This is a genomic window from Streptomyces sp. KM273126, from assembly GCF_004337435.2.
Classification (GTDB): Bacteria; Actinomycetota; Actinomycetes; order Streptomycetales; family Streptomycetaceae; genus Streptomyces; species Streptomyces acidicola.
Window position 1 is genome coordinate 3,071,339 of the sequence record NZ_SJXB02000001.1, and the last position, 17,752, is coordinate 3,089,090.

General features: G+C 70.4%; 16 protein-coding genes and 2 pseudogenes. 6 read left to right on the forward strand and 12 right to left on the reverse strand.

Annotated features, from left to right (window positions below):
- Window positions 1–75 precede the first annotated feature (75 nt).
- Window positions 76–1,434 carry a phosphoglucosamine mutase gene (gene glmM / locus E0500_RS13305; RefSeq protein ID WP_131562756.1) on the forward strand — a complete coding sequence of 453 codons (1,359 nt, stop codon included), beginning with the start codon at window positions 76–78 and terminating at the stop codon, window positions 1,432–1,434.
- 126 nt (window positions 1,435–1,560) lie between these two features.
- On the opposite strand, the gene E0500_RS13310 is transcribed toward glmM, so the two are convergent.
- Entirely contained in the window at window positions 1,561–2,508 is a 948-nt protein-coding gene (locus tag E0500_RS13310; RefSeq protein ID WP_131562754.1) for a DUF389 domain-containing protein, read from the reverse strand.
- Window positions 2,509–2,536: 28 nt separating this feature from the next.
- A complete protein-coding gene (gene coaA, locus E0500_RS13315; RefSeq protein WP_131562752.1) occupies window positions 2,537–3,526 on the reverse strand; it encodes a type I pantothenate kinase in 990 nt (329 codons plus the stop codon).
- 226 nt (window positions 3,527–3,752) lie between these two features.
- On the opposite strand from coaA, the gene E0500_RS13320 reads away from it, so the two are divergent.
- The gene (locus tag E0500_RS13320; RefSeq protein ID WP_131562750.1) at window positions 3,753–4,031 is read left to right on the forward strand and encodes a hypothetical protein; all 279 of its coding nucleotides are present in this window, start codon (window positions 3,753–3,755) and stop codon (window positions 4,029–4,031) included.
- Window positions 4,032–4,068: 37 nt separating this feature from the next.
- Here E0500_RS13320 and E0500_RS13325 read toward each other — a convergent pair whose 3' ends face one another.
- From E0500_RS13325 to E0500_RS44955, 5 genes are all read right to left on the reverse strand, one after another.
- Window positions 4,069–5,499: an NAD(P)H-hydrate dehydratase gene (locus tag E0500_RS13325; protein ID WP_131562748.1), complete on the reverse strand. Its 1,431-nt coding sequence runs from the start codon at window positions 5,497–5,499 to the stop codon at window positions 4,069–4,071.
- 157 nt (window positions 5,500–5,656) lie between these two features.
- Window positions 5,657–6,028 (reverse strand): holo-ACP synthase, encoded by a 372-nt coding sequence (locus tag E0500_RS13330; protein ID WP_131562746.1) that lies wholly within the window; start codon window positions 6,026–6,028, stop codon window positions 5,657–5,659.
- Between the two features lie 264 nt (window positions 6,029–6,292).
- Window positions 6,293–8,071 (reverse strand): FtsX-like permease family protein, encoded by a 1,779-nt coding sequence (locus tag E0500_RS13335; RefSeq protein WP_131562744.1) that lies wholly within the window; start codon window positions 8,069–8,071, stop codon window positions 6,293–6,295.
- 2 nt (window positions 8,072–8,073) lie between these two features.
- Window positions 8,074–8,871, reverse strand: coding sequence for an ABC transporter ATP-binding protein (locus E0500_RS13340; RefSeq protein ID WP_131562742.1), 798 nt, complete (start codon window positions 8,869–8,871; stop codon window positions 8,074–8,076).
- Window positions 8,868–9,410 carry a PadR family transcriptional regulator gene (locus tag E0500_RS44955; protein ID WP_131562740.1) on the reverse strand — a complete coding sequence of 181 codons (543 nt, stop codon included), beginning with the start codon at window positions 9,408–9,410 and terminating at the stop codon, window positions 8,868–8,870. The genes E0500_RS13340 and E0500_RS44955 overlap by 4 nt, the downstream gene beginning before the upstream one ends.
- Before the next feature lie 219 nt (window positions 9,411–9,629).
- On the opposite strand from E0500_RS44955, the gene E0500_RS44960 reads away from it, so the two are divergent.
- Entirely contained in the window at window positions 9,630–9,869 is a 240-nt protein-coding gene (locus E0500_RS44960; RefSeq protein ID WP_309505045.1) for a hypothetical protein, read from the forward strand.
- Entirely contained in the window at window positions 9,797–10,237 is a 441-nt protein-coding gene (locus E0500_RS13350; protein ID WP_309505046.1) for a recombinase family protein, read from the forward strand. The genes E0500_RS44960 and E0500_RS13350 overlap by 73 nt, the downstream gene beginning before the upstream one ends.
- Window positions 10,238–10,421: 184 nt before the next feature.
- Here the strand turns inward: E0500_RS13350 and E0500_RS13355 are convergent, their stop codons facing one another.
- On the reverse strand, window positions 10,422–11,498 hold the full coding sequence (locus E0500_RS13355) for a glycerophosphodiester phosphodiesterase family protein (RefSeq protein WP_131562738.1): 1,077 nt from the start codon (window positions 11,496–11,498) through the stop codon (window positions 10,422–10,424).
- 314 nt (window positions 11,499–11,812) lie between these two features.
- On the opposite strand from E0500_RS13355, the gene E0500_RS13360 reads away from it, so the two are divergent.
- Complete coding sequence (locus E0500_RS13360; protein WP_131562736.1) at window positions 11,813–13,501, forward strand: fibronectin type III domain-containing protein; 1,689 nt, start codon at window positions 11,813–11,815, stop codon at window positions 13,499–13,501.
- Between the two features lie 301 nt (window positions 13,502–13,802).
- Here E0500_RS13360 and E0500_RS13365 read toward each other — a convergent pair whose 3' ends face one another.
- The 3 genes and pseudogenes from E0500_RS13365 to E0500_RS45400 all read right to left on the reverse strand — a co-directional run.
- Window positions 13,803–14,351, reverse strand: coding sequence for a TetR/AcrR family transcriptional regulator (locus E0500_RS13365; protein WP_131562734.1), 549 nt, complete (start codon window positions 14,349–14,351; stop codon window positions 13,803–13,805).
- A 25-nt stretch (window positions 14,352–14,376) separates the two neighbouring features.
- On the reverse strand, window positions 14,377–14,850 hold the full coding sequence (locus tag E0500_RS13370; RefSeq protein ID WP_131562731.1) for a nuclear transport factor 2 family protein: 474 nt from the start codon (window positions 14,848–14,850) through the stop codon (window positions 14,377–14,379).
- A 53-nt stretch (window positions 14,851–14,903) separates the two neighbouring features.
- Window positions 14,904–14,993 (reverse strand): annotated as a pseudogene (locus tag E0500_RS45400) (IS5/IS1182 family transposase); the annotation flags it as partial.
- A 337-nt stretch (window positions 14,994–15,330) separates the two neighbouring features.
- On the opposite strand from E0500_RS45400, the pseudogene wecC reads away from it, so the two are divergent.
- A pseudogene (gene wecC / locus E0500_RS13380) lies at window positions 15,331–16,509 on the forward strand (UDP-N-acetyl-D-mannosamine dehydrogenase); the annotation flags it as partial.
- Here the strand turns inward: wecC and wecB are convergent.
- The gene (gene wecB / locus E0500_RS13385; protein WP_309505047.1) at window positions 16,411–17,739 is read right to left on the reverse strand and encodes a non-hydrolyzing UDP-N-acetylglucosamine 2-epimerase; all 1,329 of its coding nucleotides are present in this window, start codon (window positions 17,737–17,739) and stop codon (window positions 16,411–16,413) included. The pseudogene wecC and the gene wecB overlap by 99 nt on opposite strands.
- Window positions 17,740–17,752: the final 13 nt, after the last annotated feature.

Consider the following 17,752-nt stretch of genomic DNA (forward strand, 5'->3'; position numbering starts at 1 on the left):
GGATATACGTGACCCCGGCCGAGCCTGGACACTCGGCATGAGCCGTACATACTCAGTACATTCGGAGGACACACAGTGGGACGACTCTTCGGCACCGACGGCGTGCGCGGCGTCGCCAACGCGGATCTGACGGCCGAGATGGCTCTCGGCCTCTCCGTCGCGGCGGCCCACGTACTCGCCGAGGCGGGCACGTTCGAGGGCCACAAGCCGCTGGCGGTCGTCGGGCGTGACCCGCGAGCGTCCGGGGAGTTCCTGGAGGCCGCCGTGGTCGCCGGCCTCGCCAGCGCGGGCGTGGACGTCCTGTGCGTCGGTGTGCTGCCCACCCCGGCCGTCGCGTATCTCACCGGCTCGCTCGGTGCCGACCTCGGCGTGATGCTCTCCGCCAGCCACAACGCCATGCCCGACAACGGGATCAAGTTCTTCGCCCGCGGCGGCCACAAGCTCGCCGACGATCTGGAGGACAGGATCGAGGGTGTCTACGAGGAGCACCGGACCGGGGCGCCCTGGGACCGGCCCACCGGTGCGGGTGTCGGGCGGGTGACGTCGTACGACGAGGGGCTCGACCAGTACGTCGGGCATCTCCTCGGTGTCCTGCCCCACCCGCTCGACGGGCTGAAGATCGTGCTGGACGAGGCGCACGGGGCCGCCGCCCGCGTCTCGCCCGAGGCCTTCACCCGCGCCGGAGCCGAGGTCGTCACCATCGGCACCGAGCCCGACGGGCTCAACATCAACGACGGGTGCGGCTCCACGCACCTCGACCCGCTGAAGGCCGCCGTCGTCGAGCACGGCGCGGACCTCGGCATCGCGCACGACGGTGACGCCGACCGCTGCCTCGCCGTGGACCACGAGGGCAACGAGATCGACGGCGACCAGATCCTCGCCGTGCTCGCGCTGGCGATGCGGGAACGGTCCGTTCTGCGGGCCGACACCGTGGTGGCCACCGTCATGTCCAACCTCGGCTTCAAGCTCGCGCTGGAGCGTGAGGGGCTGAAACTCGTCCAGACCGCGGTCGGCGACCGTTATGTGCTGGAGGAGATGAAGGAGCACGGGTACGCCCTCGGTGGCGAGCAGTCCGGGCACGTGATCATCCTCGACCACGCGACGACCGGGGACGGCACGCTGACCGGGCTGTTGCTGGCCGCCCGGGTCGCCCAGAGCGGCCGTACGCTCAAGGACCTCGCGTCCGTCATGGAGCGGTTGCCGCAGGTGCTGATCAATGTGCGGGACGTCGACAAGTCCCGGGTCCGTACGTCCGCGGAGCTGGCGGGCGCCGTCGCCGATGCGGAGCGTGAACTCGGGTCCACGGGGCGGGTGTTGCTGCGGCCTTCGGGGACGGAGCCCTTGGTGAGGGTGATGGTGGAGGCTGCGGACATCGACCAGGCGCGGTCGGTTGCCGGGCGGCTTGCTGATGCGGTGAAGTCCGCGCTCGGTTAGCTGTTCCGGGTACGGGGGTGCGGGAACTGGCCGTTGCGGGCTGCGGGTTCGTCGTGGCTTGTCGCGCCCACGCGGCGGAGCCGCGTATCGACCGCGGCCCCGTGCCCCTGACGGGGCCCGCGCCCCCTACAAGGTGCTCCTCGCCGCCGTGCGTTCCCGCTGCTTCGACCACAGCCACTTCTGGGCCAGGAGCGTGAGGGTGCCGGCGAGGACGATGCCCAGGAGGTTCAGGAGCAGTTGCTCCGTGGAACCCCAGGTCTGGGCGGTGTCGCCGTAGCTCAGGGCCACGGCCGCGTTCGCCGCGGCCGGGACCGTCGTCACCGAGATGGCCACTCCCACCAGGGCGCCCGACTTGGCCGAGGTCAGCGAGAGGGTGCCGGCGATGCCGGCGAGGACCGCCACGACGAAGGAGAACGCGTCGGGGGCGTAGACGAAGCCCGTGTTGGGCCGTTCCGCCTTCAGCTGCTCCTCGCTGAACAGGCCGACCGCGTCCATGAAGAGGCTGAAGCCGACCGTCACCGCCATCGCCACCGCGAAGCCCACCAGCAGTGCGATGACCGAGCGGAGGGCGAGACGCGGGTGGCGTTGCACGAGGGCGGTGGAGAAGCCCGCCAGCGGGCCGAACTCCGGGCCCACCGCCATCGCGCCCACGATCAGGACCGCGTTGTCGAGCACCACACCGCAGGCCGCGATCATCGTGGCCAGGGTGATGAAGGCGACGTACGTGATCGACAGCGTCGACTCCTCGTGCGTCGCGTCCGCCAGGTGCTCCCACAGCACCGCGTCCGCGCCCTCGCCCGGCGCCTCGTCCTCGGCCTTCTCGGCACGCTTGGAGAGCGACAGGTCGATGTTCTCGACGGCGATGGACCCCGTCGTGTCGAGGCCCAACGCCCGCAGCGAGCCGATGAGTTCGTCACCCGCCTCGCGCGCCACGTCGCACAGCACCACGTCACCGGCGGGGTTCCGGGCGGCGCCGGGCAGCACGACGAGGTGCGTCGTACCGACCGTCCGCTCGATGAGGCGCACCACGCCGTCGGTCATGTCGGACGGTGTGATCAGGCGCAGATGCAGCATGCGGGCAGGGTAACGGCCGCAGGTGAGGTCAGAGTTTACGGAGACTGAGGCGCTGCACCTTGTGGTCCGGGCCCTTGCGCAGGACCAGGGTGGCGCGGCCGCGGGTCGGGGCCACGTTCTGGACCAGGTTGGGCCGGTTGATGGTCCGCCAGGTCGTGCGGGCGTAGTCCAGGGCCTCCTCCTCCGACACCTGGGTGTACTTGCGGAAGTAGGAGGACGGGTTCTGGAAGGCCGTCTCGCGCAGCTTGCGGAAGCGGCTCAGGTACCAGCGTTCGATGTCCTCGGTGCGGGCGTCGACGTACACGCTGAAGTCGAAGTAGTCGGCGAGGCCGACGCGGGTGAGGCCGTCCTTGCCGGGGAGGGCGGGCTGGAGGACGTTCAGGCCCTCCACGATGAGGATGTCCGGGCGGCGGACCGTGAGCTTCTGGCCGGGGACGATGTCGTAGATCAGGTGGGAGTAGACGGGTGCCGTCACCTCGTCCTTGCCCGCCTTGATGTCGGCGACGAAGCGGGTGAGCGCGCGGCGGTCGTACGAGTCGGGGAAACCCTTCCGCGACATCAGGCCCCGCTCCTGGAGGTCCTTCATCGGGAGCAGGAAACCGTCCGTCGTGACCAGTTCCACGCGCGGGTGCTCGGGCCAGCGGGCCAGCAGGGCCTTCAGCAGGCGGGCGACCGTGGACTTGCCGACGGCGACGGAGCCCGCGACACCTATGACGAACGGGGTGCCGGACTGGGAGCCCTGCTCGCCGAGGAAGGTGTTCAGCGCACCGCGCAGGCCGTTGGTGGCGCCGACGTAGAGGTTGAGGAGCCGGGAGAGCGGGAGGTAGATGTCCCGCACCTCGTCGAGGTCGATGACATCGCCCAGGCCGCGCAGCTTCTCGACCTCCTCGGCGGTCAGGGGCAGCGGCGTCTTGTCACGCAGCGCGCTCCACTCGGAACGGGTGAGGTCGACGTAGGGAGTCGCCTCCGGCCTGGGCCGGTGGGCGCTCCGCGGCAACGAGGAGACCGGAGAGATCACAGTCCATTGTTAACGGAGTACGAACGGGGTGGCGGGTGGGGTCCGTCACGTCGGCGGGCGATGCGTACGACTTGCGCCCTGTATGACTTGAGCGCTGTATGAGCTGTATGACTTGCGCTGTGTATGACTTGTGTCGAAGGTATGGACCGGAGGTGGGGGAGGGGATAGCGTCCCGGCTGCCGGGGGCGAGCCGTCTCCCGGAGTGCCGGCTTGAGGTGGTCATGCCATGCGTCTTCGTGATGCCGTTCGGATCCGGGACGTCGCACGTATTCGTGATGTCACACGTATTCGGGATGTCGTACGCCGCGGCTCTACGCGCGTCGAACCGGACTTCGCCGGACGTGTGCACAGCGAACTGGCGGCCGATCTGCCGGACGAGGACCTCGGGGAGTACCTCTACGACTGCATCGACATGTACCGGATGGGAAGCAAGCCCCGGTGCGAGGAGGTCGAATACCTCGGGATGGTCCAGGAGGCGATCGACCGGATCGAGCAGGGCCACTGAGGTCTCCCTGACGTCTCCCTGAGGTCTCCGCGACCTCTCAGGTGCGGATGTCCCGCCATGCCGCCGGGATCGCCTCGGCCACGTCGTGCGCGCCCGCGGGGGCGCCGTCCGCGGCATAGCGGCCCGCCAGGCCGTGGAGGTACGCCGCGACGCTCCCCGCGTCCAGGGCGGACAGACCGGCCGCCAGCAGGGAGCCGGAGAGACCGGAGAGGACGTCGCCGCTGCCGGCGGTGGCCAGCCAGGCGGTTCCGGTGGGGTTCACCCGGACCGTGCCGCCGTCGGGGCCGGCGACGAGCGTGGTGGAGCCCTTGAGGAGCACGGTCGCCTCATAGCTGCGCGCGAGATCCCGTACGGCGGTCAGGCGCGCCCCCTCGACCTCCTCGCGCGAGGTGCCGAGCAGCGCGGCGGCCTCTCCGGCGTGCGGGGTCATGAGGGTGGGTGCGGTGCGGGCGCGTACGGCGTCCCGGTCGGCGAGGCGGAGGCCGTCCGCGTCGAGGAGTACGGGCACGTCGGCGGCGAGGACCTCGGCCACCGGCTCCGCGTCGTCCCCGGCGCCCGGCCCCACGACCCAGGCCTGCACCCGGCCCGCGTGCTTCGGCCCCCGGTCCGACACGAGGGTCTCCGGGAAGCGGGCGATCACGGCGTCCCCGGCCGGACCGACGTACCGGACGGCTCCCGCGCCGCCGCGCAGGGCGCCCGAGACGGCGAGGACGGCCGCGCCGGGATAGCGCGTGGAACCGGCGGCGATACCCACCACACCCCGCCGGTACTTGTCGCTCTCGGCGGCGGGGTGGGGCAGGAGGGCCGCCACGTCCGCGTGCTGCAACGCCTCCACGTCCGGGTCGGCGGCGAGGGTGAGCCCGATGTCGACGAGACGTACGGAACCGGCGTACTCGCGCGCCGGGTCGACGAGCAGGCCCGGCTTGTGCGTCCCGAACGTGACCGTCAGGTCGGCGCGGACGGCCGCACCGCGCACCTCGCCCGTGTCGGCCTCGATACCGGACGGCAGGTCCACGGCGACCACGGCGGCACCGGACGCCGCCGCGAGCTCGGCCAGCGGTGCGGCGTCGGGGCGGAGGCCGCCCTTGCCGCCGATACCGACGATGCCGTCGACGACTACGTGGGCGCGTTGGAGGGCGTGGTCCGCCCGGTGGGGCGGGATCACGGTGCCGCCCGCCCGGCGCAGGGCCCTGAGGCCGCCGGGGTGGGTGCGGTCGGGGTTGAGCAGTACGGCCGTGACGCCCGCACCGCGCTTCGCCAGGCGGGCGCCCGCGTACAGGGCGTCGCCGCCGTTGTCGCCGCTGCCGATCAGGAGGACGACACGGCTGCCGTACACCCGGCCGAGCAGGTCCGCGCAGGCCGCGGCCAGGCCGGCGGCGGCGCGCTGCATGAGGGCGCCGTCGGGGAGCCGGGCCATGAGCTCGCGCTCGGCGGTTCGGACGGTTTCCACGCGGTACGCACTACGCATGCTGTCGAGTCTCCCGTACGGTCGCTGAACGGCACCCCGCGGCACCCCGAGGCGTCGGCGGGCCACCCATCCAGAGGGCCACCGAGGGGCTGCCCAGGGGCTACCCATCCTTGGGGCCCCATCCAGGGCTACCCATCCTGGGGCGCCATCCGCGTGGCTACCCCTCCGCCACCACCACCGCCGACGCCACCCCCGCGTCATGGCTCAGCGAGACATGCCAGGAGGTGACGCCGAGTTGGGCGGCGCGGGCGGCCACCGTGCCCTGGACGCGCAGGCGGGGCTGCCCGCTGTCCTCGACGTAGACCTCGGCGTCCGTCCAGTGCAGGCCCGGCGGGGCGCCCAGAGCCTTGGCCAGCGCCTCCTTCGCGGCGAAGCGGGCCGCCAGGGAGGCGACACCCCGGCGTTCGCCGCTCGGGAGGAACAACTCGCCGTCCACGAAGAGGCGTTCGGCCAGCCCCGGCGTGCGCTGCAGGGAGACACGGAAGCGGTCGATCTCGGCTACGTCGATGCCGACCCCGATGATGCTCATGCCCTGCACCTTACGGGCCGCCCGTACGGGGCCGTCACTGACGCAGGCGTCGGCCACCCGGCACCGCCTTACGGACCCTGAGCGACCGTGTGTTGAGTGTGGGTAGTTGAGGCACAGAAAGTCGCCGTCGGGTCAAGGACCGGCCGCTCCTGACTCGCAGGGTCGACGCCGAGCTGGTGCCTTCCGTGACCCGGACGCCGTCAACGACGATGAAGACGAGGTGAGGACGAGGACTGATCGGTGACCCCGGCAGGGAAGACCGCCTCAGACGGGTTCGGCGTTGAGGACGCGCCCGGCGGGGCTGCGGGTGTGGAGCCAGGCGGGCAGGGCGGTCAGCGCCGCTACGGCAAGGAGTACGGCCGGGGCTGCGGCCGCGAGCCAGCTGCCCGGGGGTGTCACCACGACCGTGCTGAACAGCGCGAACAGGCCGATCCCGATCGGGGTCCCCACCGTGATCGCGCCCGCGGCGGGCAGCAGTTGCGCGGTGCAGAGCGCCGCGATGACCTGGCCGGGGGTGGCGCCGAGGGTGCGGGTGACGGCCAGGGCGCGCCTGGCCTGCACCGCGGTGCTCCAGCTGACGAAGACGGTGTTGAACACGGACAGCGCCAAGAGGGCGACCGTGACACCGAGCATCACCTGGCCTGTCACGGCGTTGCGGATCTCCTGAACGGTGGACGTTCCCTGGGCGGTGTCCGCTTCGAGCGACACCTGGAAGGTGAGGACCGCGGTCACCATGACGGTGGTGGCGGCCGTGCCGACGGCGCTCAGGGCCGCGCGGCCGGGACGACGGGCGATCAGCCGGACGCCGATCAGGAGCGGCGTGGGCAGATAAGCCGTCATGGCCGTCAGCCGAGGACGGTGCGCGATCAGGTGTGCCGGATCGGCCAGGGTGTCGACTGTGCTGGAGCGCACGGTGCGCAGGACAGGGCCGAGCGTGCCGATCAGGGCCACCATCACGGCGAGCACGGTCGCGGCCACGACGATGCCGGTGGTCGGCGGGCCGGCCGTGTTGAGCAGCCCGGCGCTGGGGTCGGCCAGCGCGGGCGCGGTCAGACATCCCACGGTGACCCCGACCGCGGCGGCCACCACAGTGAGGAGCAGATACTGCGCGAGCAGCATTGCGGCCACGGTGCGGGGCGTGGCACCGACCGCCTTGAAAAGACCCGCGCGCCGGTGGTCCCGCGGGGCGCGCACGGCGGCGAGCGACGCGAGGGTGACGAGCGCGGCCGCGGCGAGCAGACCCCCGCCGATGACCAGGGCGGGCCGGGCGAAACTCAGCAGTCGTGTGTCCCCTTCGACGAAGGTCTGCCAGGGATGGGTGTTGACCCAGTCCTGGCCCCTGAGGTCGTCGGTGAAGACGGTGTCCGACCAGCTCCTTGCCGCGTCGGGGTCGGACAGCTTGACGTTGAGCAGGTACAGGAGGGACTCGTCGCCGGCTGCCGCGCGGGCGTCGTCGGTGGTGAGCCAGATTCGGCCTCCACCGTCGGAAGGCCCCGGGCCCTCGGCCCAATTGCCCCACGGATACACCGCGGTGGCCGCGCTGATGGCCGTACCGAGCACCGGGTAGTCGCGCCCACCGATGGTGACACGGTCACCGACACGTACACCGAGCGCTTGGGCGAAGCCGCGTTCGACCACCGCGCCGCCACTGCGCACCCACGTGCCGGAGGTCACGAGCGGCCGGTCCACGGCAGACGCGGTGCGCTCGCGCCCCTCGACCGCGGTGTTCTCTGTCTGCCCGTTGGCGCGGACCGCGGTGGAGAACCCGGGGACCGGGTCGGCGAGCGTGTCCACACCGGGGGCGTCCGCGATGCGCCCGGCCAGGGCGGAGGGGTCCGTGGCGGTGGTGATGGCCGTGATGTCGGGTCCTGCGGTGGCCTCGCGGGTCTTCATGTACCCGCTGGCCACGGCGTTGTCAGTAGCCATTCCCAGGGTCAGCGACGCGGTGGCGGCGGTGATGGCGACCAGGAACATGACGGCCTCGCCCGGGCGGCGCCGCATGTCCCGTGCGATGAGCCGCCAGATCAGCAGCAGACGGCCCATGGTCACCCCTCCCAGCCGAGGAGCGCGCCGAGTTGCGAGCCACCCGCAGCCAGGGGGGTGTCCTCGGCCGACGCCCCGTCGCGGAGGGAGACGACCCGGTCCGCGGTGGCGGCGACGCGTTCGTCATGGGTGACGAGTACGAGGGTCTGTCCGGTGGCCCGCAGGTCGGCGAAGAGGCGGAGGACGTCGTGGGTCGCGGCGGTGTCGAGGTTCCCGGTGGGCTCGTCGGCGAGGACCACAAGCGGCTCGTTGACCAGGGCGCGGGCGATGGCGACGCGCTGCCGCTGCCCGCCGGACAGCTGGGACGGCAGGTGCCGGTCCCGGTCCGCGAGCCCGACACGGTCGAGAAGGGCGGCGGCGCGACGGCGGGCGCTGCGCGGCGAGTCTCCGGCGAGCAGCGCGGGCAGCTCGACGTTCTCGGCCGCGGTCAGCTCGTCCATCAGGTGGAAGTCCTGGTGCACGAAGCCGACGGCGCGGCGCCGCAGCCGGGCGAGCGCGCGTTCGCTGAGCAGGTCGATGCGCTGCCCGCCGAGCCACACCTCACCCTCGTCGGGCCGGTCGAGGCCGCCCAGCAGATGCAACAGCGTCGACTTGCCGCAGCCGCTGGGACCGGTCACGGCCAGCGTCTGCCCGGAGGGTATGTCGAGGTCGACCCCGTCGACGGCCAGAACCGTGCTCTCGCCCTGCCCGTAGAGCCGCGACAGGCCAACGGCGCGCAGCACCGGACCTGCGGCGGTTTCGTGCCCGGTGTCTCCGCGCCGGGACAGCCCTCCGCCCCACCGGCCGCCTCGTGTCGTCATCCGTTTTCTCCGCCTTCCCCGTACGGGGCGCGGGCGGACCAGGTCCGCTCGCACGCCTCCAACCAGCGCAGATCGGCCTGCAATCGGAGCGCTACGCCCTCCAGGAGCAGCCCGGCCTCCGAGTCCGTGTCGTGAATGAGGACGGCGTGCTGAGCCTCGGCGAGGCTGCGCCTCAGCTCGCGGCGCCGGGCCTCGACGAGCGCGAGTGGCTCTGCCATGCCCGACTCGGCGGCGGCCACCAGCTTCAGATGGAACTCCGCCACGTCCGCCCGGGGCCCAGCGGGCTCGGCCAGCCACCCGGCCACCCGCTCCCGTCCGCCCCCCGTCAGCGCATACACCTTGCGCCGCGGACCCCGCGCCGACGCGTCCTCGCGTTCCTGTACGACCAGACCCGTCTTCTCGAGCCGAGTGAGCGCTACGTACACCTGCCCCACGTTGAGCGTCTCGCCGAGTGGCCCGAGCGCGGCAAGCAGCCGCCCGCGCAAGTCGTAGCCGTGCGACGGCCCCTTGACCAGCAGCGCCAGCACCACGTCCTGCACGGACCACCCTCCTCTGCAACACCTCAATGGATAGCGGTTAACTAAAAGCGGAGTCAAACTGCCCCCATAGGCCGCGCTCCCGTCTTCAAGAACCCTTCGTTCTCTGAAGATCCCTCCCGAAGGGCAGCCCGCCCCCTCCTCAGAGCCTTCAACAAACCCTTCAAAAACCTGGGTCGTTCAAGAACCCCGGACCGCCGTCTTCTGACATGCTCCGGCGCCATGACGACCACTCAGGAGCCAGCGGACGACGCGGACGTGCTCGTCGCAGAGACGCTCGCGCGCACCGAGATCAAAATCGGATACGCCCCGGTGTCGACCGGCGGGCAGAAGCTGGAGCGGCAGCTCGACGCGCTCACCGCCGCCGAGTGCTGGGTGCTGGGTGCCGGGTGCCGGGTGCCGAGTGCCGGAAGGGCTTCGCGGACAAGAAGTCCGGCAAGGATGCGCCTCGTCCCGAGCTGAAGGCGTGCCACGCCTTCCTCGACTCGGGCGACACGCTTGTCGTCCCCTCGCTCGACCGCTACGGCCGCAGCCTCCAGGACCTCATCGACATGGTCGCCCAGCTGCGTGAGCGCGGCATCGGCTTTACCTCGCTGCACGAGAACCTGGACACCACCACCCTCGGCGGCCGGGTCGGCGGACGCCCCCACGTCGCCGGCGAGGAGATCATCCGCACAGCCCGCGACCTGCTGCCCGACCCGGGCCGCTCCATCACCTCGATCGCCAAACTGCTCGGCGTCTCCGCGGGCACCCTTTACAACCACATCCAGGACCTGCGCGAGCTGTGCGCAGGCACCGTTTCCCGTCAGCTCGAAGCGCCCGCGAAGTAGGCGGACCCGAGCAAGATCAATCCCAGCGGCACATTCTGTATCTCGACTACTCACACCCGTGTGCGTCCCTGGGACACTGGGCTCCAAGGACGCACTGGTTACGGAGGCGTTGCCGGGTCGTCAGTGACGCGGCTTGTCGGTGACGCGGCTTGTCAGTGACGCATCTCGTCAGTGGCGCAGCTCGTCAGTGGCGCGGCGCGGGGTACGCCTTGGGCAGGCGCATGCCGCGCTCGGTCATGATGTCCCGCACGCGGTTCGGGTAGTCGGTGATGATGCCGTCGATGCCCATGTCCATCAGCGCCTCGATGGTGGCGGGGTCGTCACAGGTCCACGGGATGACCTTCAGTCCGCGCTTGTGGGCCTCGGAGACCATCTTCGCGTCGGGGTAGAAGCGGAAGTTCGGGTCCGCGATCGTGCCGTTCTGCGGGAAGCCGTAGTTGGGAGAGAGCGCGGTGACGCCGGGAATGGTGGCGGCGGCCCTGACGAAGTCGCCGTCGTAGTCGTCGGCGTCGATGCCACCGAGCCACGGGGAGGCGCCCGGCTTGCCGACCTGGAGGAAGTCGTAGTTCGTGAGCGCCACCAGCGGGTAGGACGGCGCGAGCTTGTGCATCTCCTTCAGCGCACCCCAGTCGAAGGACTGGATGGTGACCTGCTTCTCGATGCCCGAGCGGTGGATCTCCTCGTAGACGCGGCGCACGAACAGCTCGCGCGGCGCGGTCTGCTCGGGCGCGCCCGCCTCGACCTTGGTCTCGATGTTCAGCTTGACCTGGTTGGCCTTGTAGCTCTTGACCAGGCCGAGGACGTCCTTGAGCTCCACCATGCGGAAGCCCTTGATCTGCTCCTGCTCGGGGTAGCCGGGCAGCTGCTGATATCCGCAGTCCATGGTCTTGATCTGGGCCAGCGTCAGGTCCTTGATGTACTTGCCGACGTACGGGTACATCGGGTCACCCGGCGTCAGCGGGGCGGTGTCCTTGCACTTGTTGGCGCTGACCTGCCTGTCGTGGGTGACGACGACCTTCTGGTCCTTGGTGATCTGGGTGTCCAGCTCCAGGGTGCTCACCCCGAGACGCAGTGCTTTGCCGAAGCCCTCCAGGGACTCCTCGGTGGTCAGGCCCAGGCCGCCGCGGTGGGCCTGCAGGTCGAAGTGGGTCTTCTGGGGCAGGACTTCTTCGGGCTGAGGGGCGGTGGCCGCCTGGGCGGTCGCGGGGAAGGCGAGCGCGGGCACGACAGCCAGTACAGCAAGTGCATGCCGGAGAGACATTTGTACCTCATTTATCTCATATGAAACTCGACCACGCGAGGCTAATCCTCAGGCGCAGCCCGCGCGGTGCCCACCCGTTAAAGCGCCGCGAACTCCCGGAGAATGATGGCCACCCGGGCGTCGACGAAGGGCTGACACGTACCGGTTCGCTGTCTGAGCTGCAGAGGGGTCGCTCGGCTTGAAGTCGTGGAGTCTGTCGACCCGTGACGGTTCTTGACCGCTGCGTTATGGCCTCGTCATGAACCTCTTCCCGGCCTCCGCTTATCGTGATCACGAACGCTGTCTTCCGCGTTCTGACTCCATCAGAGGACCGAATGAACCCAGCCAGACGACGCACGACCTCCGCGGCCGCCACGGCCGTCGTGCTCGCCACCACGGGCGGCCTGCTCACCGCCCTCGCCGCGCCCGCCTCAGCGGCCGTCAGCTGCACTTCCCCCGTCTACAAGCGGGAGTTCTTCGCGAACACCACCTTCTCGGGCACACCGAAGAAGACGGACTGCGACTCCACGATCAGCCAGAACTGGGGCACGGGCGCCCCCGCTTCGGGCCTGCCGACCAACAACTTCTCCGTCCGCTGGACGGTGACCCGCGACTTCGGCTCCGGCGGCCCCTTCGCCCTCACCGCGTCGACCCAGGACGGCATCCGCGTCTACCTCGACGGCACCCGCAAGATCGACCTGTGGAAGAACGTCTCGTCGACGGTCTCCACGACGGTCAACCTGACCATCCCCTCCGGCAAACACACCCTCCGCGTCGACTACGTCAACTGGACCGGGACCGCGAACGTCAAGTTCGCCTACGCCCCTCGCACTTCCGCGACCGTCGACAAGGTCAAGCCGCTCACCCCGACCGGAACCGCCGTGTCGTACGACACGGTGACGGGGAAGGCCAAGCTCAGCTGGTCCAAGAACAAGGAGATGGACCTCGCGGGTTACCGGGTCTACCGCCGCTCGAAGGGCAGCACCGCCTGGACGAGGCTGGCGACCACCACCGCCACGTCGTACACGGACGCGACTCTGCCGGTGACCGGCGCGGCGTACTACTACGAGATCCGCGCCTACGACAAGGCCGGCAACGAGTCGACGGGCACCGCCGATCAGCTGGTCACCACCGTCGACCGCACCGCACCGGCCGTACCGACCGGCCTGAGTACCGCCTCCGAACCGACGGATCTGCGGATCCGGTGGAAGGCGGTAGAGGGAGCGGCGTCGTACCGGGTGTACCGGGCGGCCGGCGCTGACGGGACCTACACGCGCGTCGGCAGTACCGACCAGGTCTCGTACGCGGACACCTCGGCCGCCGAGGACGCCACCTACTACTACCGGGTGACCGCTCTGGACGCCGCGGGCAACGAGTCCGCGCGGTCCGCCGCCGTGAGCGGCAAGCGCCGGGACCTCACCCCGCCGTCCGCCGTCACCGGGGTGACCGTCACTCCGACCGAGTACGGTTTCGAGGTGCGCTGGGACGCCAACCCGACCCCCGACCTGGCGAGTTACGCGGTCCGGCGGGGCGAGCTGTGGGGGGACGAAGAGGAGCAGGTGTGCTCCCTCTACCCGGGCTATCACGTGTCGGCCGACACCACCTCGTACGCCTACGTCACCGTCCCGGACGGCGAGGAGTCCTGCTTCATCGTCGACGCCATCGACGACGCCGGGAACTCCTCCTTCCAGTGGACCGGCGAGGCCCAGATCGTGACCGCCACCGAGCTCGACCTGACACCGAGCGTGGCGACGCCGGAGGGCTCGCCGGTCGGGTTGACGGCGACTTCCAGTGAGGCGGGCGTCGAGCTGTCCTGGTCTCCGGTGACCGACGCCACCGGCTACCAGGTCTACCGCTGGAACCCGGACGCCAAGGCGTACGAGAAGCTGGCGGCCACGACGGGGACCTCCTACGAGGACACCGGCGCCGCCAAGGGCACCACCCACTACTACTGGGTGACCGCCCTGTACGCGGACGGCACCGAGTCCGCACCCGGCGCCGACTGGGTGTCCCTGGCGCCCTGAGTGCACGGGAGGGGCCCGGAAGAAGGCGGTTGGGCGGTTACAGCCCAAGGGGCTCCGGGCCCCTTTCGTGACGGGGTCCCCCTGCCCGAGCGAAGTCGAGGGCCTGGGGAGTGCGCGTCAGCCCGGCGACTACTGCCGCTTCGGGCCGCCACATCGGAAGATAGCGGCCGGAATTGGCCATGTTGGCTGGGCTTCTGGTGATGTTGATGGTGTGAGGTGGACTCTGGAAGCCGAGTCCCACCGGCCGAGCCGGCCTACGAGGAAGACTCGGGGCCGTCGTCGCCGAACTGCCGGTGTCGGGTCATCGAGCGGTGAGGACGTGCGCCCACGGCTCATCGATGTCGGCCAGACCCAGCACGGCGACCACGTTGTCGAGCATTCCGGCGCCGAACCAGCGCCGCACGGCGTCGTCGTCGCCCAGCAGCTGCCGAACGGTGTCAACCTGCTTGGCGTAGCACCGGCGCACGGCCTGCTCCACTAGCGGCTCACCGGCGGCACAGTTCGCGTGCATGAGGAAACGCAGGATGTTCCGGTCCGCGACGAGCGCGGCGTAGGCGCCGCGTGCCGCATCCAACGCCGCCTCGGGCGCGAGCCCGGCCCCGCCCGACGCCGGCGAGTGAGCGACCAGCGTTTCGGTCATGATGACGGACACGTGGTCGACCACCGCCGCGAACAGCGCTTCCTTGTTCGGGTACAGGCGATAGAGATACGGCTGAGAGATGCCGACCCACTCTGCGATCTCGTGCGTCGTCGTACCGTAGAAACCTTTTTGCGCGAAGCATTCGACCGCGGCGGCCATGATGGTCCGACGTCGTTCGTCGCTCTTCGTGCTGGTGCCGGGGGCAGGCATGGGCGTCAGTCAAACACGGCTCCTTTCAGCTTCCAAAAGTCACGCTCAGGTCGGGGTCGGACGGCACGTCGTTGGGTGTGAGTGCCTCGATCGCCACCAGCGGGTTCCAGTAGTCCAGGTAGTGGGTGATGCGCGCGTCGTCATCGGTCCGGACGACGGAGATGCACGTCTGCTCGTACGGCTTGCCGGTCGGCAGCGCAGTGCCCTTCGAGCGGAATTCGGCGATCACCAGACTCGGGTCGACGGTGTCGTGGAAGACCAGGTCGACGAACTCGACGTCGAAGGTCTCGGGAAAGTTGCTCATGTGCGCGACCAGTGCGTCTCGCCCCGATACCCGCTGGGGCACGCCGGCGGGCGCGTACGGGAACTCGAGCGTCGCGTCCGGGGCGAACAGTTCCACCCATTCGTCGACGCGTCCTGCGGCAGTGAGGCGCAGGTGCTCGGCCAGGGTGTGCTGGGCAGCGGCGCGGCGGGCGGCGTCGTCTTCCTTGACTGTCATCTTCACTCCTACGTTAGTGGTCGACCGATAACCTACCGCGCCGACCGCTGTTGCGGGTAGTCGAGCGGGAGGTGACGCCAGGGGATCCCAGTCCGGTTCACGTAGAGGATGGCGTCCAGAAAACGCCCCCTCGGCGGCGGGCGGCGCCCGGTGCTGTCGGCGCCCGTCACGCAGCGTCACGCAGCGTTACGGATCACCGGTTCTGACGCAGCTACTCACCAGTGGGCTGGTCTGCTGGACTCCTCAACTGCTCCAGCCGACATCCGCATCAGCGCGCAGGTCGTTATCGACATCTGCGGGGACCGCCCGGCACCGGCTCACGGGCCTGTGTCGCACGGACCGTCCAGCTTGGCGAGCGCGGCGACAGGGTCGGCCAATTCGGCCTTGAGCATGGCCATGTGAGCTCGGGACGCCCTCTATTTTCTCTCCAAGCGCCGTGAGCCCGACGAACCGTGGTGCGTTCCGGAAAGGCATTCCCTCGTGTTCTCCACCGTCTGTGTCATAGGCCTCGGCTACATCGGCCTCCCCACTGCCGCCGCCTTCGCGACCAACGGGATCAACGTCATCGGCGTCGACGTCAACGCCGTCACCGTCGACGTCGTCAACGCCGGCCGTGTCCCCTTCGTCGAGCCCGACTTGGCCGTGGCGGTGAGCGAGGCCGTGGCGATGGGCCGATTGCGGGCGGCCGGGGTGCCCGAGGCCGCCGACGCGTTCGTCATCGCCGTGCCCACGCCGCTCCGGGAGGACCGCACCGCGGACCTGTCCCACGTGCGTGCCGCTGCCGCCTCGGTGGCCGGAGTACTCAAGGCGGGTGACCTCGTCGTCCTGGAGTCCACCTCGCCGCCCGGCACGACCGTGGAGCTGTCCCGGTGGCTCGGCGAGCACCGGCCCGACCTGAGGTTCCCGCACGCGACGGCGGACGTGCCGGACGTGCGGGTCGCCCACTGTCCCGAGCGGGTTCTGCCGGGTCGGACGATGATCGAGATCGTGACCAACGACCGGGTCGTCGGAGGCGTCGGTGTGGGCTGCGCCCAGCGGGCACGGGAGCTCTACGAGGTGTTCACCGAAGGGGAGTGCCTGCTCACAGACGCGACGACGGCGGAGCTGGCCAAGCTCAGCGAGAACGCTTTCCGGGACGTCAACATCGCCTTCGCCAACGAGCTGTCCACGATCTGCGACCAGCTCGGCAGCGATGTCGAGGACGTCATCGACCTGGCCAACCGGCACCCCCGCGTCGACATCCTGCGGCCCGGACCAGGCGTTGGCGGGCACTGCATCGCCGTGGATCCTTGGTTTATCGTCTCCGCCGCTCCTCGGCAGGCCCGGCTCATACGCCTCGCCCGCGAGGTCAACGACACCCGGCCCGACTATGTGCTCGACGAGGTCGTGCGCACGGCCGGGCGGTTCAAGGAGCCGGTGATCGCCTGCCTGGGGCTCGCCTTCAAGGCGAACATCGACGACCTGAGGGAGAGCCCTGCCCTGCACATCGTCACGCAGCTGGCCGAGCGTCAGGCCGGCCGACTGCTGGTGGCGGAGCCACACATCCGCCAACTGCCCGAGTCACTGGCACGCACAAGCGCGGTCGAACTCGTCGACGTCACCACCGCCGTGCGGGACGCCGACGTCGTCGTCCTGCTCGTGGACCACGACGCCTTCCGCGGCGTCAAGCGGACCGCGCTGCGCGGCAAGGCCGTGTTCGACACCCGCGGCCTCTGGCGCTGACGCGCCGTCGCCGTCGTCGTCGGCGGCGAATTCCGACGGCCTGGCGCACAACCCCATCCAGTGGCCGATCGCCCGTACGGTACGGTCCGCCGCGCGCCCGTCCCCGTACGGGTTGACCGCTCTCGCCATCGCGGCGTACGCCGACCGGTCGTGCAGGAGCCGCCGGACCTCCTTCACGATGCGCTCGCGGTCGGTGCCCACCAGCCGGGAGGTGCCCGCCCGCAGGGCCTCCGGGCGCTCCGTGGTGTCCCGCAGGACCAGCACCGGCTTGCCCAGGCCCGGGCCTTCCTCCTGGATACCGCCGCTGTCGGTGAGTATGAGGTGCGCGCGGTCCATCAGGCGGGCGAAGGCGCCGTAGTCGAGAGGTTCCGTCAGCCTTACGTTTTCCAGGTGCGCCACCTGGGGCGGTATCGCGGCCCGTATCACCGGGTTGGGGTGCAGCGGCGCCACGATGAGCACGGAGGGCTCGCTCCGGGCGAGGTCGGCGAGGGCGCCGCCGATGGACTCCATGGCGCTTCCCCACGCCTCCCGGCGGTGGGACGTCACCAGCAGGACCCGGCGGGTGGTGTCGTCGAGGTCGGCCAGCGCCGGGTCCCCGTAACCGTGGTCCGCCGTGCGTCCGACCGCCCAGCGCAGTGCGTCGATGACGGTGTTCCCGGTGACCACGACGGCCGACGGTGCGACACCGTCCCGGAGCAGGTTGTTCCGGGCGTGACGGGTGGGCGCGAGGTGCAGGGATGCCAACTGGGTGGTGAGCCGGCGGTTGATCTCCTCGGGGAAGGGCGCGTACCGGTCGTCGGTGCGCAGGCCGGCCTCCAGATGGACCACGGGGATATGGCTGTAGAAGGCGGCGAGGGCCCCCGCGAAGGCGGTCGTGGTGTCGCCTTGGACCAGCACCGCGTCCGGGCGCTCGTGCCGCAGCAGCGGACACAGCCGGTCGAGGATGCGCCCGGTGATGTCGGCCAGGGACTGGCGGTGGGTGAGGATGTCCAGGTCGTGGTCTGCACGGATGCCGAACAACGCGTGCACCTGGTCGAGCAGTCCGCGGTGCTGGGCGGTCACCGTCACCGTCGGCCGGAACATCGGAGACCGGCCGAGCGCCTCGATGACGGGAGCCATCTTGATGGCCTCCGGTCTGGTCCCGTAGACGACCATCAGTCGCTTCACCCGAGTCTCCTTC

Coding starts and splice junctions, on each gene's coding strand:
- E0500_RS13370 (WP_131562731.1), bottom strand. CDS start 14,850: ATGACAGTCAAGGAAGACGACGCCGCCCGCCGCGCCGCTGCCCAGCAC.
- E0500_RS13325 (WP_131562748.1), bottom strand. CDS start 5,499: ATGCGTAGTGCGTACCGCGTGGAAACCGTCCGAACCGCCGAGCGCGAG.
- E0500_RS13330 (WP_131562746.1), bottom strand. CDS start 6,028: ATGAGCATCATCGGGGTCGGCATCGACGTAGCCGAGATCGACCGCTTC.
- E0500_RS13360 (WP_131562736.1), top strand. CDS start 11,813: ATGAACCCAGCCAGACGACGCACGACCTCCGCGGCCGCCACGGCCGTC.
- E0500_RS44960 (WP_309505045.1), top strand. CDS start 9,630: ATGACGACCACTCAGGAGCCAGCGGACGACGCGGACGTGCTCGTCGCA.
- E0500_RS13365 (WP_131562734.1), bottom strand. CDS start 14,351: ATGCCTGCCCCCGGCACCAGCACGAAGAGCGACGAACGACGTCGGACC.
- E0500_RS13310 (WP_131562754.1), bottom strand. CDS start 2,508: ATGCTGCATCTGCGCCTGATCACACCGTCCGACATGACCGACGGCGTG.
- E0500_RS13320 (WP_131562750.1), top strand. CDS start 3,753: ATGCGTCTTCGTGATGCCGTTCGGATCCGGGACGTCGCACGTATTCGT.
- E0500_RS13340 (WP_131562742.1), bottom strand. CDS start 8,871: ATGACGACACGAGGCGGCCGGTGGGGCGGAGGGCTGTCCCGGCGCGGA.
- E0500_RS13355 (WP_131562738.1), bottom strand. CDS start 11,498: ATGTCTCTCCGGCATGCACTTGCTGTACTGGCTGTCGTGCCCGCGCTC.
- E0500_RS13335 (WP_131562744.1), bottom strand. CDS start 8,071: ATGGGCCGTCTGCTGCTGATCTGGCGGCTCATCGCACGGGACATGCGG.